Source organism: Flammeovirga sp. SJP92 (genome assembly GCF_001583495.1).
Classification (GTDB): Bacteria; Bacteroidota; Bacteroidia; order Cytophagales; family Flammeovirgaceae; genus Flammeovirga.
Genome location: NZ_LQAQ01000018.1, coordinates 139,366 through 154,942, shown reverse-complemented (window position 1 = coordinate 154,942; position 15,577 = coordinate 139,366). Strand labels below are relative to the sequence as shown.

Genomic DNA, 15,577 nt, shown 5'->3' with positions numbered 1-15,577 from the left:
CTTTTCACAAGAAAGGAAAGCGTACTATTTATTTTTTTATTGTTTAATCAATCTATTCATGCAACGTAATCACTTATTTCTAGTTTTACTGATGCCGGTTTTTTGTGCCCTTTTTGGGTGTGAAAACCCATATGAAGTAAACCTTATTACCTTTTCTGCTAAGGTAGTATCTCCCGAAAGTGGAGCCAGTTTTTTTGATAATGAGGATGTCACCATCTCGTTAGCAGCAGAAGATCAAGCAATGTTGAAAAATGTTTCTTTTGAGTTAGTTCATCTTGATGATGATACTCAAGTGATGGAACAAGAAGCAATTCCAGAACAATTGGCTTGGACTTATACTGAAAATATCGGGATACTTCCCGTGGGCTCTTATCAGATCAATCTTAAAGTAGTTAGTGCTCAAGACTACACACAAGAATTCCACAGCAATTTTAAAATTAAAGAATATGTCGAATTGGCTTTTGAAGCGAACGAGACAGAACTATACCTCAAAGGTGATTTTAATGGCTGGGGAAATAATAATCCACTCACTTTAGTAGGTGATCATACTTGGGAAGTTTCTGGTGTTCCATTAGAAGCTGGTACAACGTATGGTTACAAAATCGCCAATTCGGGAGATTGGAGCGGTAACGATTGGGGAAATAGTGTAGGTACTAATGGAACCTTAGAATTAACTACAGGAGGAGCTCCTAATGCTTCCTTTGAAGTAACAACATCAGGTAGCTACACTTATACTTTTAATGACGAAACTCTTGAGTTCTCTCTTTCTATCATCGAATAAACTCAAGGATGTTTTATTACTTATTTACTTTTTAAGAAATGAATTACAAAAAATACCAACTATTCACATTGCTTTGGTTAGTACTTTCTATTGGATGGAATAGCACTTTAGCCCAAAGCACATTAGATAATTCCTCTTCTCAAGATAAGATAAAAGTGGAGGGGACAGTTTTGGATGAGACTGGGACTCCTCTTCCTGGTGTGAACGTCAAGATTGAAGGAACATCTGTTGGAACAATTACAGGTTTCAATGGAGGGTTCGAACTGCTCATTGAGGAAGGGGAAAACATTATTGTTTCTTTTATCGGTTATAAAGCACAAGTCATTCAAATTGTAGGAAATAAACCATTGACGATTCAAATGCAACAATCGTTAGAGCAACTTTCGGAGGTTGTCGTTGTGGGATATGGAACCATGAGAAAAGAAGATATTACCTCTTCTGTAGCGTCTGTTAAACAGGAAGATTTCCAGCAAGGCGTAGTGACTTCTGCTGCACAATTAATACAGGGTAAAGTTCCAGGATTATCAATTAGTAGGGGAAATGGTAACGATCCCAACTCATCTGCTTCGATCCAACTTAGAGGGGTTTCATCCGTAAGTGCAGGAACGGCACCTTTGGTTATTATTGATGGAGTGCCAGGGGCTGATATGAAATTATTATCTCAAGATGAAATTGAATCGATTGAAGTATTAAAAGATGGTTCAGCTGCTGCTATTTATGGTACAAGAGGAACAAACGGTGTGATTTTGATCACTACCAAAAGAGCTCAAAATAAAGAAGGTTATTCAGAACTTTCTTATACAGGAAGTGTACAATCTGAATACATTACAAATCGTCCAGAAGCGATTTCGGCATCTCAATTTAGAGCATTAATTGAAGATGGAACAATTACTTCTAGTCCTGATTTAGGTTACGATACAAAATGGTTTGATGAATTGATTCAAACACCTGTTACACAATATCATAATTTATCTTTATCAGGTGGAAATAACCAGTTTAGTTATAGAGCTTCAGGCTTTCTTAGAGATGCAACACCTATTGTAGAGAATACAGGAAGGCAAGAATATGGCGGAAAAGTGAGTATTAATCATAAAGCGTTGAATAACAGACTGAAAATTCAAGCTGACTTGCAAAATACTGTAGTTGACGCTCGCTTTATGGATAATGATATCTTTGAACAATCCATTGTACGTAACCCTACTTTTCCAGTAATGGACCCTGATGATCCAACAAAATACTATGATCCAATTGGAGCATACGGACATTTTAATCCAGTGGCAAAGCAGAATCAATTAGAAAAAACAGAGCAACAGTCTTACCTTTTAGCAAGTGGACGTGTGAGCTATGAATTCTTTGAAGGGTTAGAAGCTTCCGTTTTTGGTGCCGTAACCAGAGACATTAAAAAGTACAATGAGTATCTCGATTCTGATGCAAGACAATCGATCAGTGATCAAGTAGCAGGTAGAGCGAGCAGAACAGATCATTTCAGTCAAAACCGTACGTTAGATCTCACCTTGAAATACAAATTGCTTACCAATAACAAACACAACTTTGATGTATTAGGCGGTTATAGTTATCAAGATTTTTCTTATGAAAATATTTCAGTGAGTAACGGCGATTTTGTTTTTGACCATACCAAGTGGTGGGATATTGGAAGTGGAAACCTTTTAAAAGAAGGTCGTGCAGGTATGGGGAGTTTTAGAGAAAGTAGCCGTTTGATTGGTTTCTTTGGACGAGCAAATTATGCTTTTGACAACAAATACCTATTATCAGTGAGTGCTCGTTATGAAGGATCAACTCGTTTTGGAGATGATAATAAGTGGGGTTTGTTCCCAGCAGTTTCAGCGGGTTGGAGAATTTCACAAGAGAATTTCTTGAAAGATATTGATATGATAGATGAGCTGAAAATTAGAGCAGGTTATGGAGTAACAGGTAATCAGGATTTTGGTAACTATCGTTCAATTACCACTATGAGCTCTTTTGGACGCTATTATGATGTGGAAACAGGAAAATGGATTACAGGTTATGGCCCTGGGCAAAATACTAACCCTAATCTTGGTTGGGAACGTAAGTCGGAATGGAACGTTGGTTTGGACTTTACACTTTTTGATGAAAGATTAAGCGGAACTTTGGATGTATATAAACGAATTACAGATGATTTGTTATTTACTTATGATGCCCCAACTCCTCCAAATATTCACCCTACTATTTTCACGAACGTAGGTTCAATGAGCAATTCGGGTATTGAATTAGGCTTAAATGCTGAAGTGGTTCGTAAAAAGAATTTCAAATGGAATGCTTACTTTAATATTAGTTTCCTGGATAATGAATTGACTAAATTATCGAATGAGTATTATCAGGCAGGGTACATAGATTTGTATGGGTTAAGTGGTTCAACAGCATTCCTCAACGATGCGATGAGGTTAGAGGAAGGAAGAAGAGTAGGATCATTTTATGGATATAGAAATGCAGGATTTACTCCTGAAGGAGAATGGTTATTTTTTACTCAAGATGGAGAGTTAACCACAGACCCTACCACTGAAGATAGACAATATATTGGTAATGGATTGCCAACTACTAACCTAGGTTTTGGAAGTAATTTCAGTTATAAGCAATGGGACTTTAGTTTCTTTTTTAGAGGAGAATTAGGTTTTGATATTCTAAATCAAAAAGAAATGTTCTATGCCAATAAAGCCAATCTCAATGGTTTTAATCAATTGGAGACCGCATTAACTACCCATGAGCATATTAATGATGTCGTTTTCTATTCTGATTATTACCTCGAAAAAGGAGATTACTTAAAACTGGACAACATCAGTCTAGGTTACAATTTCCCATTACAAGAATCATCTCCAATTAAAAGGTTGAGAATAAGTGCATCTGCTCAAAATATCTTGACAATTACAAACTATACAGGACTTGATCCAGAGGTTTGGAATTCAGGATTAACACCAGGTATAGATGGAAATAGTTTCTATCCGCGTACTGCTACTTATTCACTAATGCTTAATATGACCTTATAAAATACGGACCATGAAAACATCTTATATATTATTATTTTTAGCCACCTTAACATTCTTTTCTTCGTGTACAGATCTAACCGAAGAACCATTCAGTCAAGTACGACCTGAAGATTATTATGAAAATAAAACACAAGTAAAAGCGGCTTTGTTGAGGGTTTATGAGCACGCCTCTTGGGCGTTTAGTTCAGATGAAACATTACTTTTATTAGAAGAGCTTTCGGCTGATCACCTAGTTATTGCAGCAAAAGGATCACATTGGTTTGATCAAGGACGTTTTTTACGTTATCACCGTCATGAGTGGACGGCTGATGAGCCTGAGCTCTATGCAGGTTGGAACAGTTTATTTGCAGGAGTATCGCATTGTAACAACATGATCAAAGATCTTGAAATGTTGGATTATGAGGAAATTGGAGATGGTTTGACGGAAGAAGATCGTCAAGCACATATTGCAGAAATGAAAATCTTACGTGCTCTTTTCTATTTCCATATTATCAGTTTATGGGGAGATGTGCCAATCAGTACATCTGTTGAAGGAACGATTCCAGATGAATCACCAAGAGTAGAAGTGTTTACTTGGGCTTTGAATGAAGTAGAAGATAATATTGATAGTATGCCTGTTGGAACTTATGCAGAGACAAGAGGTCGATTGAACAGAGCGGCGGCGGCGATGTTATTGGCGAGGTATTATTTAAATGCTGAAACATGGACAGGAAATGCAATGTATGATCGTTGTGCGGAGACTTCCCAAAATTTGATCAATGGGATGTACGGTTCTTTTGAATTAGATGATACTTTTTATGCTCCTTTTGCTTTTGATAATGCAACAAACAGTCGTGAAATTGTTTTTGGTTTCCCTAAAACTTTTGAAAATACAGGGGATGCTCAAAGTTATTGGAGATTATATCATTATGACTCGCCGGCTTATTTTGGTTCATTAGGGACACCCGCCAACGGTTTAGGCTTACAGCCTTCAAAAGTAGCTCCTGTTTCAGGTACTGATTATGATGGAGATTTTGATCCAACTGCAGATTATGATCCAAGTAGTTTAGCTAATCTTTCTTTTGAAAAAGGATTGGGAACGCCTTTTGAAAATTATCATGCTGATGATTTAAGAAAAAGAGGTTTTGATTTTGAGGGGGCAATTGGCAGTAAAGATTACCAGCAAATTCAAGGAATGTTTTTGATGGGATTACAGCAGTCTCCAATTACAGGAAATACTTCAATGGCTTCTAATGAATATAATGGATCTCCATTAGTATTTGTGGACTTTGTATGTAGAGCTTCAGAAGGTTTAAGTGAAAGTGCTACTGATTTGGGAGAGGAAAACTCAGGTTACAGATTAGTAAAACGTCCTATTTATCCAGCTACATTTACAGAAGGTTATATGAATGCAGATTACCCAGAAATGAGAATTGCGGAAGCTTACTTTATGTTAGCGGAATGCCATATTAGAACTGGAAATGGAAGTGAAGCTGCCAATTTAGTAAACACAGTATTGGAGCGAAACTTCGAAACTTTTAATGCTACTCTTCATGGGTATCAAACCATGGATATGGGAGATATGTTAAAAGTTTGGGGTATGGAATTCCTAGCAGAAAAAAGAAGGAGAACAGACTTGATCCGTTTCGGAAAGTTTACAGAAAGTAGCTGGTGGGATAAAGAAACTTCTGAAAATAAATATAGTGTATATCCTTACCCACTAAGAGTTTTGTCAACAAACCCAAGTTTATCACAGAAAGATGGTTATTAGTATTTATTCCTCAAAAATAATACAGCTGACGATTTTTAAATAAAACAGTAACGTTGACAATAGGCAAGTAATACAGTTGGCAATTTGCCAACTGTATCGCCTTTTTTTTAAAATTATTTTTTATCCTTTAAACTACGTTTTCGATTAGAAATTCGAATCTTTCTGATGATTTATAGGACACGAACGATGCTTGCACTAAATATTCGAGCCAGTGGAATTACTTCTTTTTTAGTTTGGTAGTTCTACCCCGGCCTTGGAGGGAAAAGCGTTAAGAATTTCATGTATTGAGCCGTTAAAAATGATTTTTTTGTTTGAGCTTTAGCGAGTTTAAAATCATTTAGGCGAGAGGAATGGAATTTAGCTTTTGACTTCAAAGCCTTGACTTTTTTTCTTCGTTTTTGTGTTAAGACAAAAATGAAGAAGAAGGAAGTTTGAAAGTAGTTCCTATAAAATCATGTAGAATGACCGTTTGAAAGTAAACGAAAGCTTAGTTTACAGTGTATTTAAATGGAAATATTTATTGTCTTCAGAAACAAGCTATCTTTGTATTAGTGCTTATAAAAGCTATATGTTGTAAATGAATCCGATCAATCGATGAAGCATTTTTATTTACTTTCTCTAATGTTCTATTTTTTATTGATGAATCCTTTTTCAAAGGTGTGGGGAAGCATCACACCTAAGATTGAGAAGAAACTAGAGGAATTAGAAAAAGAGCAAGAACGTCGATATATCTATGATCAGCAAAGAGATGATCAACTCAAACGATTAAGAGAAAAAGCGGATAATTTTTTAGAGACAAAACAGTATCAGCGTGCTTTTCAAACTCAAGGACAAATTTTAGAATTGCTTATTTCTTATAAAGGGGAAGAAGCTTTGGCACAAGCCAATGTCTTAATAGAAACGGCCAATCAACAGGATGATCCTCAATTAAAATTGGAGGCACAACTTAGCAAGGCTGAAGTTTTAATTTCTCTGGGAATATTTCTTGAGACGGAGAAAATTTTGAAAAATATTGCTCCTCACACACTAATTAAACGAGAATATATTGTGAAGTATTACACATTAAAAAATCGTTTAAGTTTTGATGTAGCGGAGTATAATGAATACGAGGAATATTATTGGAAGTACTATGAACAGGGGATGATTTATGGAGATTCGGTTTTGAAATATGCCGATGAAGACTCGTTTACCTATTTATTCACCAAAGCGTCGAACTTTGCACGGAGAGGAAAATTAGACAGTGCAATTGCCATCTACGATCGAATTATCCATGAAGATAAAGTGACTTTGCATGAATTAGCCATGACCCACGCTAGTAAATCTTGGTTGTTGGAAGACAATGAAGCAAGAATATTAGAGCTACAGCAAAGTGCTATTTATGATATCCGCTCATGTACTTATGAAGCAATATCAGATCAGGCCTTAGCGGTTTTATTTTTTGATAGGAAAGAATTAGAATTGGCAGATCACTTTATGCAAATGGCATTGAGAAATGCACGACAATATGGTGCCCGTCAGCGTATTTCACAAATCAATAGCTTTCTTCCCATTATTGAAGCACAAATCGAAAATTTACATCAGAAAAAAGAAATGATATGGTTTAGTCTGATCGTGATTCTCTCCATTTTCATTTCATCACTTTTCTTACAAACAGTAAGATTAAATAAAAGAAACCGTCAGATTCAAAGCTCTCAGAAGTTGATGAAAAAACAGAACTTGGAGCTAGAGACAAATAATCAGCAGATTAAAGAAAACCAAAAGCTATTGAATAAGAAGAATGAACAGTTAGAAGAAATCAATGTTCAGCTTCAAAATGCCAATAGTTTAAGGGAGATGTATGTCAAGCGGTTTTTTGAAATCAGTGCCCAGTTTTTTGAACAGCTAGATTACTTCCATTATACGGTAGGTAGTTTATTAGTTCAAAAGAAATATACTAAAATTGATGATCTTATTAAGGCTTTTAAACCGAAGAAACAAAGAGACCTTTTTTATCAAAATTTCGATGAACTGTTTCTGGATTTGTACCCCACTTTTATCAAAGACCTTGAGAAAATAACCAATGATAAAGGTGGCTTTGGTTCTACTAAAGAGAAGAAATTAACGCCAGAACTTCGTGTTTTTGCACTGATGCGTTTAGGCATCTCAGATACTGACAGGGTAGCCAATATATTAGGTCTGACAAAAAATACGATTTACGCTTACAGAAATCGTATCAAAGCAAAAATTCCATCTGATGTAAAAGACTTTGAAGAGCAGTTGATGAATATCTCATCGATCTAATGAAAATAATTACACTCTATATCAGGCTTTTTATTTGTGATTTTAGGAAAAAATGAAGATGAAGAAACTTTGAAAGTAGATCCTATCAATACTTGTAGAAAGACTGATTGAAAGTTAACGAAAAGTACTACTTATAACAAAGTATGAAATAATTAAGGGTTAGACTAAAATGGTAGTCTAACCCTTAATTATGTTTGAAGAACAATTGTTTTGAAATTAAATTCCTACATTCCACTCTCGCATCATCTTCTTGATACTTTGCTTGATTGGATCATTGCTCTCTGCATTATTCATTACTATACCGATAATCGGTAAGAAATTATCATCATAATTCATGGTCCATACAGGACGACCATAGCATGCATTAGGACAAATCAGCCATAAGAAATCTGGTTTCTGATGGTCCCTTTTTTCTCCAATTACCCTTACACAAGTATAATATTTGAAAGAGGATTCCTTAAGATCTTGTTCCAGTACCGTTTTAGCCATCTTGTATTTGGCATCCAAAATACCATATCGCAATGATAGGTGAGGATCGCAGTATTCCAATACAAAGTCAGGCGTATAGTAGAAGCTATCTCGATGTGGTTTCCCATGCAATACCAAGTGTGTATCTCCCGGTTCTCTACCAATTTGTGGTTGATAGAGCAAGTTCATTTGCCATTTACCATTGATAGGCTGTATGGAAACACGCTTAGGGATAAATTCGCCTTCCTCAGTGTCGCTTATTTCCAGTTTATAATTAAAATCCTTGAAGCATTCCAATAACGCATCATACAACTGATAATAAGTATACAGCTCGTAAATTTGATCCAGAAAGGAAGTTTTAACGGCTCCCGTATCGTTTTGAGTATCTAACTTAAGATTATAAACTTGAAGTAGATTCAAGAAGATATTGGAATAGACATTCACTGAACTAAAACGCTTGGTCAAAAGGGGAGGGTGAACATTAGGTGTTGTATTGGGGAAAAGTTGCATGTATTTCCTTTCCAGTCTGTACAACCTCGTTCTAATGTCTTGTGCGTCCTCAATGGCCTGAGCATTAATGATCACTTGAGCCGATTCAAAAGTGGCGTATCCGCTTCCTTCATTCTGAATAAGGCTTTTCTGCCCATTGATTCTTTCAATATGACTAATGAGGTCATCGACAAGTTTTCGCGCCCAATAGAAACCTCCTAGAATGCACTCATTTTCATAAGTTGCATACTCCATTTTAATTACTGGAGCATCAATTCTGTCTATAACAGTATATTGCCCATCAATCTCAATAGCGTCAGGATGATCTTTTAATGAATCATCAAAATACAATTCATCAAGATGTTCTAACAGCCAATCAATACTTTGCTCATCAATATTTGCGGTAGCAAAATCTTGGATTTCACGGTCTTGAATAGTACTGTATCTTGGGCTATGTGCTAAGGCTGGCAGAATGTTTTCCATCTCGTTGATAAACTTCTCCAAAGGAGAAAGTCTAGTCATACTAATAGTGGAATTGTTCTTTTCTCCACCTACTTCTTCTTTTGTGAAAAGCTGGAGGATCAATGATTTATTCTTACGATAAAGGTAAGTAATCATGCCTTCTGCGTCCTCACTACTCAATTTAGAAGCATCTACTCGAACTTGAAAAGAATCTTGATCTATCTTTACTGTAGCATGTCCTAATTGGTTGGAGAAATGTTGCCCTAACCCTACTTTGACGATGCCGATTTGCTCGTCGTTGGTGATAAGGGATTTATCGACCTCAATTTCATCAATAAAAACATCTGTACTGACAGGCAGTTCGAAATAATGAAATTCTAGTTCATAGAAATGATGCTCCAAAACGACGTGGAAACCGTCGATTGGGAGCACCTCTTCTCTTTCTGTATTGTAAGGTGGAGCACTATCTTTTCGAATATGAAAAATTTTGAACTCCATATTTATCCATCTATTGAGAAATAATTGTAGAAGTGATGGTTGAAGCCTTCTTTACCGCCTCTTTCCAACATTTTCTGTAAGGTCCATTCAGCGTGTGAATCTTTTAAAGCAAAGCTCTTTACAATTTCTAATAAAGCCTTAATACCTTCTCTCGATTCAGCACCTTGAAGATTAATTCTTGTGAATACTCTTTGAGCTAAGCAATAATCCAATGGTCTGAATTGCTCATTCATCGCAGAGTGAGCCAAATTACAGTATTCAATGACTGCTTTTCGAGTACGTAAACTAATCTGAATACCTAAATTTCTTAATTCTGAAGCAATTTGCTCGAAACGTTCCTCTAGTTCTGTATCAATAAATTCTAATTGATCAGGAGCTAATTCTTGTTTGAAATCTTTTAACTCAAACAATGAACGAATGTTGTCAAATGGAATTTCAAAAGGTTCAGGCATTATAATTTCGGACCCGATCAAAGGCATATTACTTCTTGGAAGATCCAATCTAATGATATGACAACGGTCCAATAATCGTGGAGAGATTTGCTCCGTTGTAGAATCTAAATTCAATGTGCCTAAGAAACGTAAGTTATTGGCATACTCAATCGATTCATTATTACCCAATGAAATCTTTAAACCCTTGTCTAATTGTGCTTTAGAGTCCGTCAGCGAATAGAATGAAGCCCAATAATGTTCAATAGGGCTAAGATTCGCTTCATCCAATAGACAATAAGACATTGGAGATTGTAAGTAAGTAGAATTATTGAATTCTCCGTCCAACTGCTTTAAGAGGTCATACAAATCGGTATTTGCTCTCTGAAAACGTTTTGAAAGTGGATTGGCAAAACCAATGATGTCTTTTTGTGAAGACCAACCTCTAGCGACAGAAATCTCCGAGTAACGATCTGCTTTTGTAAGTGATTGGATCATGTATCGACCCAATGACGTTTTACCAGAACCTGGAGGGCCCCAAAGCAACGTTAAAGAGTTTTGATGCATGGAGATCAGTAAGTTGGCAATGAAGTGGTCTGGATAACTTCTTCCCAAACGTCCCAATCGCTTATGAAGCTTTTGCGATAACTCCTTTAGTGTCGTAATCGCAGTTGGTTTCTCAATTCTATAGTCCTTGATGTCCAATACTTCAATTGCTGGAGTGTTCTTCTTTGAATTGGCAGAACCATTACTGAAAACGTCCAATTGCATTTTGGTTTTCAATAAATTCTTCAGCGCTGTATCGGCATCTTCTTGAGCTTTTACAAACTCTTCTTTTAAGGCTGAAATTGAGATTTCTAAATTATGTTTGATCTCCTTGGCATTATCAATTTCTTCATTGATACGTGCAAGGTTGTCGAAATTGTGGGCCAATTCAATCGCTTCAGCACGGTCAGAAAGTTCTTCACGTACTTTTTCCAATTTGGATAAGCCTTCTTCAATTTCTTTGTTGATGGCGAACTCTCTCTCCTTCTGAAGACTCTCTCTAATTTTCTGCTCATTGGCTTTCAAATTATTAATGCCTTCTTCAAGGTCTTGCATTTCTTCCTGCAAACGCCCCGTTTCTCTTCTTACAAGATCTCGTTCCCTTTTTTGTTGAGCAACAGCATTGTCTAATTCCAATTTTTCATTTTGGAGAGAATCAAGACTGGCTTTAAAAAAGTCATTTTCAGCTAAAGAAGTAACGAATTGTTGAAGATACTGCAGGTTCTCCTGCGGTTTTTGGAAAAGCTTCTCCAAACGTTGATAACGTTCTTGAAAAGAGTGAATGGCATTATCTTTTGAGATTGCTTTCCAAACTTTATCGGCTACTTCTAACGATTGCTTTTTATTCAATTGCTCTTCAGCCCATTTGAATAAATCTTGTCGGCTGATAAAGTCAACGGTATCTTCAATGTAGTATTCAATATCATGCGTGCTTCGGACTAACTTACGTTTTAGTCCTTCCTCCGGCATATTGAATTCCAGAAAAGCTTCTGATGGTAGGTTATAAGCTTCTACACTTTTACGAACACCTGTAGCTGATAAGCGTATTGCTTTGGCTTCAGTACTCGTTTTAACACCTACAAAAGGACCGTAAATTAATCCATCTTTAGATTCTACGAAAAATTTACGTTCCTGAGCGACATACACCTCGTTGATGATGTCATAATAATGTTTGTCTGGATGAAACAGATGTAATTCAAAGTCAATCTCACCAGGGAAAATTTCTAATAATTGATCTTCAGAAAGTACGCTTAAGCGGTCTGCATGTGTGATATGCTTCGTTAAAGAGTGTTCCTTATTGTGCTCATCGTCATCCGTGAGCTGTTTATTAGGACGTACGCCTTTAACTTTTATTAATTCCTCTAACTTAAAATCAGTTGTTAATGTATAGGGTGCACTTGCCAGAAATATGGATTCACCTAATTTATTGATATCTAATTTAAACCAATCTTCACCATCGAAATAAAATAAAGGAATTATAAATTTTTTATGCTGCTTAAAATTCTGAGGGTGCTGAGCACCAATTATATAACTATCTTCTCCTAATGCTTTGTAACTTTCATAATCGTCAAAAATTTCATCTAATTCTTTAATTTTCATTTTAAAATATGTAATTGTAATTTTTATTTATTCTTGAAAAATAGTCAATGTTACGCATTAATAAAAGTGATTTTTTTTAGTTTGTTTACTCTGTGTTCGATAAGTTTGTATTCTTATCGACTTGAAACCTATTCCTAATGAAAAAACTTCCAGATACATTAGTCATTGCCTCTGTTATCCTATTAATTTTTATTGGTCTAACATGGCTTATACCAGCAGGAGAGTATAGTAGAGAGCTGCTTAATGGTAGAAATATTTTAGTGCCCGGATCTTATCAAAAAGTAGCGGCTTCTCCTCAAGGTATTGCTTCATTTTTCACGGCACCTCTAAAAGGATTTATTTCTGCTTCAGAAATCATTGCGTTTATTTTTATAGTGGGAGGAGCTTTTGGAATGATGAATGTGACGGGAGCCATTGAAGCAGGTTTACAAGGTCTAGTAAACTGGAGTAATAAGCATGCTTTATATAAAAAAATCATTATTCCTTTTATTACAGTCATTTTCTCTATTGCAGGTGCTACGTTTGGTATGTCTGAAGAGGTACTAGTCTTTATTTTGGTTACAATACCAATGGCAAAAGCAATGAAATTAGACCCAATTGTGGGAGTTGCAATTCCGTTTGTAGGTGCTGGAGTAGGATTTGCAGGAGCAGTGAGTAATCCATTTACCATTGGAATTGCACAGGCTATTGCAGAGGTGCCATTGTTTAGTGGGTGGCAGTATAGGATTTTTATCTGGGGCGTATTTACAGCTATCGGAGTTGCTTATATTATGCGTTATGTATTGATGATTTCAGCTGACCCTTCCAAAAGTCTAATGCCTGAAAGTGTAGGTTCTGATGAAGATTTGAAGAGTGCTGAGAAAGTAAGCTTTACCTGGCAGAGAATGCTGGTTTTATTTCTTTTTGCATTAGGTATAATTACATTGGTTATTGGAGTAGCAAAGTATAAATGGTACATGGTTGAAATTGGAGGCTTATTCTTTGCTATTGGCGTGATTTCATGTCTGGTTTGTGGAGTGAACATGGATAAAATGAGTGGTGGTTTTGTAAAAGGTGCCAAAGAAATGATGACAGCCGCATTAGTGGTGGCATTTTGTAAAGGTATTTTGATTATTGCTTCTGATGGAAAAATTATTGATACCGTATTACACGGCATTGCCACAGCAGTCAACGGATTACCAAAAGTAGCCTCAATTGAAGCCATGTTTGTATTCCAAAGCTTTCTAAATACTTTCTTGCCTTCAGGTAGTGGACAAGCAGCGTTGACGATGCCTATTATGGCACCACTGAGTGATCTATTAGGAATTTCACGTCAAATTGCCGTATTGGCTTTCCAATTTGGAGATGGGCTAACGAACCTGATTATTCCAACAAGTGGAGTGACAATGGGGGTGCTTTCCATCGCAAAGATTCCTTATGAAGTTTGGGTGAAATGGATGGGACCACTTCTTGCTATATTAATGGTAGTAGCAGGAATTTTATTATTAGGTCCAATGTATCTGGGAATATGGTAGAGAAGTATCAGAAAGTATTAAATCACAGTCTCAAAGGTGTAGCAATACTTTTTGCTTTATTTGCTTTCTATCAGTTTTATAGTCATTCCCCATGGGAAAAAGTAAGTATTCAATCACCGTACTTTCTTGTTTTAGCCTGTTTTTTAATGCCTTTGAATTGGCTGTTGGAGTCTAAAAGGTGGCAAATATTGCTAAGACCACTTTTTAATGTGTCTTTATTGAGAGCGTTATTAGGTGTTCTATCTGGTTTAGGAGCATCTTTTCTTGCAGGCAAAACAGTAGGAAGTGCTTTAGGTAGGTACTGGGCTATTCCCAAAACAGTAGACAGAAACCAATCGATAGGAGCATTATTTGTCAGTCAATTGACGCAAGGAATACACACCTTTTGGATTGGAATTCCATGTACTATGTGGTTTTTAAGAAACCATATTATCCAGTTGCAGCATGAAAATTTACTTATTGGAGGTTTAATTCTGGGAGGTACTATATTCTTTTTTTTCCTCAAAAAACTTTACCGGAATAAGATTGTCATAAACTTCCTCCAGCGGTATTTTTTACTTTTGAAAGAATACACCTTAAAACTATTAATTGCCACTTTAACGTTAGGCTTTGTACGTTACGGTGTGTTTACGATTCAGTTTGTATGTGTTATCCACGCTATTGATACATCAATCTCCTTTCAGCTTCTCTTTTTTGTAGTGCCAGTGATTTTCCTTATAAAGACTATTTCTCCAAATCTTGGTGGATTTTTAGATTTAGGTATCAGAGAACTATCTACCTTGTATATTTTTGAATATTTCAGTTTGGACCCCAATACAGCTTTAGTCTCAGCGTTGATGATCTGGGGTATCAATATCCTTTTTCCTTCCCTAATTGGATTAGGAATACGATGGAAATTATAATCACTTTAATATCTTTAAGAACATGTTTGAAACATTTCTTTTAGTAAAAATTTGTCCTTTCAGAACGTAAGTTTATTAATTTTATCAATTATAGATTCTCTATTTTCTCAGAAATTTAATTGCCTCATAACCTAAAATGGAAAATTTTGACTATTAAAATATATATTCTAAATATGCTCTAAGATACATTGCGTTTCATACTGGGGTCCAAGTACGGGTCAGTGATATGATGGATAAATTCTTTAGCTAATTGAGCTAACTTTGATTCATTATTTTCTCTACCTAAAGTAAGCGCATTATAAACCGCGTATGTTTTTCTGAAATTCATTCCTGTTAACATTGCTGTCTGTTCAAAAGGTTTAATAAAATCATCCATGGTAAAGCTATTTGCACTTGATCTGCTGTAAGCTTCTTCAGGGCCTCCAACAGTAACTGCTGTCAGAAATTCTTTCCCTTTAAGTTTATCACCATCCAAGCCATAAGCAAAACCATGTTCTAATACATTTTCTACATATTTCTTTAAAATAGGAGTAACATTATACCAATGTAAAGGGAATTGAAAAACCACTCTATCCGCTCTTAGTAATGCATTTTTCTCAAAGGGAATATCAATTTTTCCATCAGGGTATAGTTCATTAAGTGGATGGAAATCAATAGCACATATTTTTTTGATCTCTTCAACAAACCTCCTGTTTATAATGGATTGGTTATAGTTTGGGTGTGCAAATACAACTAAGATATTCATGGCTTTAGGTGATTCATTAGTAATTAGGTTATTTGTATTGTATTAAAAATGGATGGATGACGCAAAAACCTTAACAATAAATCTTCAATCAG

At 35.8% G+C, this 15,577-nt stretch carries 9 protein-coding genes; 6 read left to right on the top strand and 3 right to left on the bottom strand.

Annotation, left to right across the window (positions count from 1 at the left end):
- Positions 1-58: 58 nt before the first annotated feature.
- The 4 genes from AVL50_RS04415 to AVL50_RS04400 all read left to right on the top strand — a co-directional run bounded on the left by AVL50_RS04415 (position 59) and on the right by AVL50_RS04400 (position 7,834).
- A complete protein-coding gene (locus AVL50_RS04415; protein WP_157491138.1) occupies positions 59-781 on the top strand; it encodes a hypothetical protein in 723 nt (240 codons plus the stop codon).
- A gap of 38 nt (positions 782-819) precedes the next feature.
- Positions 820-3,804, top strand: a complete 2,985-nt coding sequence (locus tag AVL50_RS04410; RefSeq protein WP_062615270.1) for a TonB-dependent receptor — start codon at positions 820-822, stop codon at positions 3,802-3,804.
- A 10-nt stretch (positions 3,805-3,814) separates the two neighbouring features.
- Positions 3,815-5,554: a RagB/SusD family nutrient uptake outer membrane protein gene (locus AVL50_RS04405; protein ID WP_062615269.1), complete on the top strand. Its 1,740-nt coding sequence runs from the start codon at positions 3,815-3,817 to the stop codon at positions 5,552-5,554.
- A 594-nt stretch (positions 5,555-6,148) separates the two neighbouring features.
- Positions 6,149-7,834, top strand: a complete 1,686-nt coding sequence (locus tag AVL50_RS04400; protein ID WP_157491137.1) for a DUF6377 domain-containing protein — start codon at positions 6,149-6,151, stop codon at positions 7,832-7,834.
- A gap of 216 nt (positions 7,835-8,050) precedes the next feature.
- On the opposite strand, the gene AVL50_RS04395 is transcribed toward AVL50_RS04400, so the two are convergent.
- Both AVL50_RS04395 and AVL50_RS04390 read right to left on the bottom strand, forming a co-directional pair.
- Positions 8,051-9,751 (bottom strand): hypothetical protein, encoded by a 1,701-nt coding sequence (locus AVL50_RS04395; protein ID WP_044204288.1) that lies wholly within the window; start codon positions 9,749-9,751, stop codon positions 8,051-8,053.
- A 2-nt stretch (positions 9,752-9,753) separates the two neighbouring features.
- Positions 9,754-12,324, bottom strand: a complete 2,571-nt coding sequence (locus tag AVL50_RS04390; protein WP_062615267.1) for a hypothetical protein — start codon at positions 12,322-12,324, stop codon at positions 9,754-9,756.
- Between the two features lie 137 nt (positions 12,325-12,461).
- Between AVL50_RS04390 and AVL50_RS04385 the strand changes: the two genes are divergently transcribed.
- Entirely contained in the window at positions 12,462-13,838 is a 1,377-nt protein-coding gene (locus tag AVL50_RS04385; protein ID WP_062615266.1) for a YfcC family protein, read from the top strand.
- Positions 13,832-14,740, top strand: a complete 909-nt coding sequence (locus AVL50_RS04380) for a lysylphosphatidylglycerol synthase transmembrane domain-containing protein (protein ID WP_062615265.1) — start codon at positions 13,832-13,834, stop codon at positions 14,738-14,740. The genes AVL50_RS04385 and AVL50_RS04380 overlap by 7 nt, the downstream gene beginning before the upstream one ends.
- Before the next feature lie 178 nt (positions 14,741-14,918).
- Here AVL50_RS04380 and AVL50_RS04375 read toward each other — a convergent pair whose 3' ends face one another.
- Complete coding sequence (locus tag AVL50_RS04375; protein ID WP_062615264.1) at positions 14,919-15,485, bottom strand: NAD(P)H-dependent oxidoreductase; 567 nt, start codon at positions 15,483-15,485, stop codon at positions 14,919-14,921.
- Between the last annotated feature and the right edge of the window lie 92 nt (positions 15,486-15,577).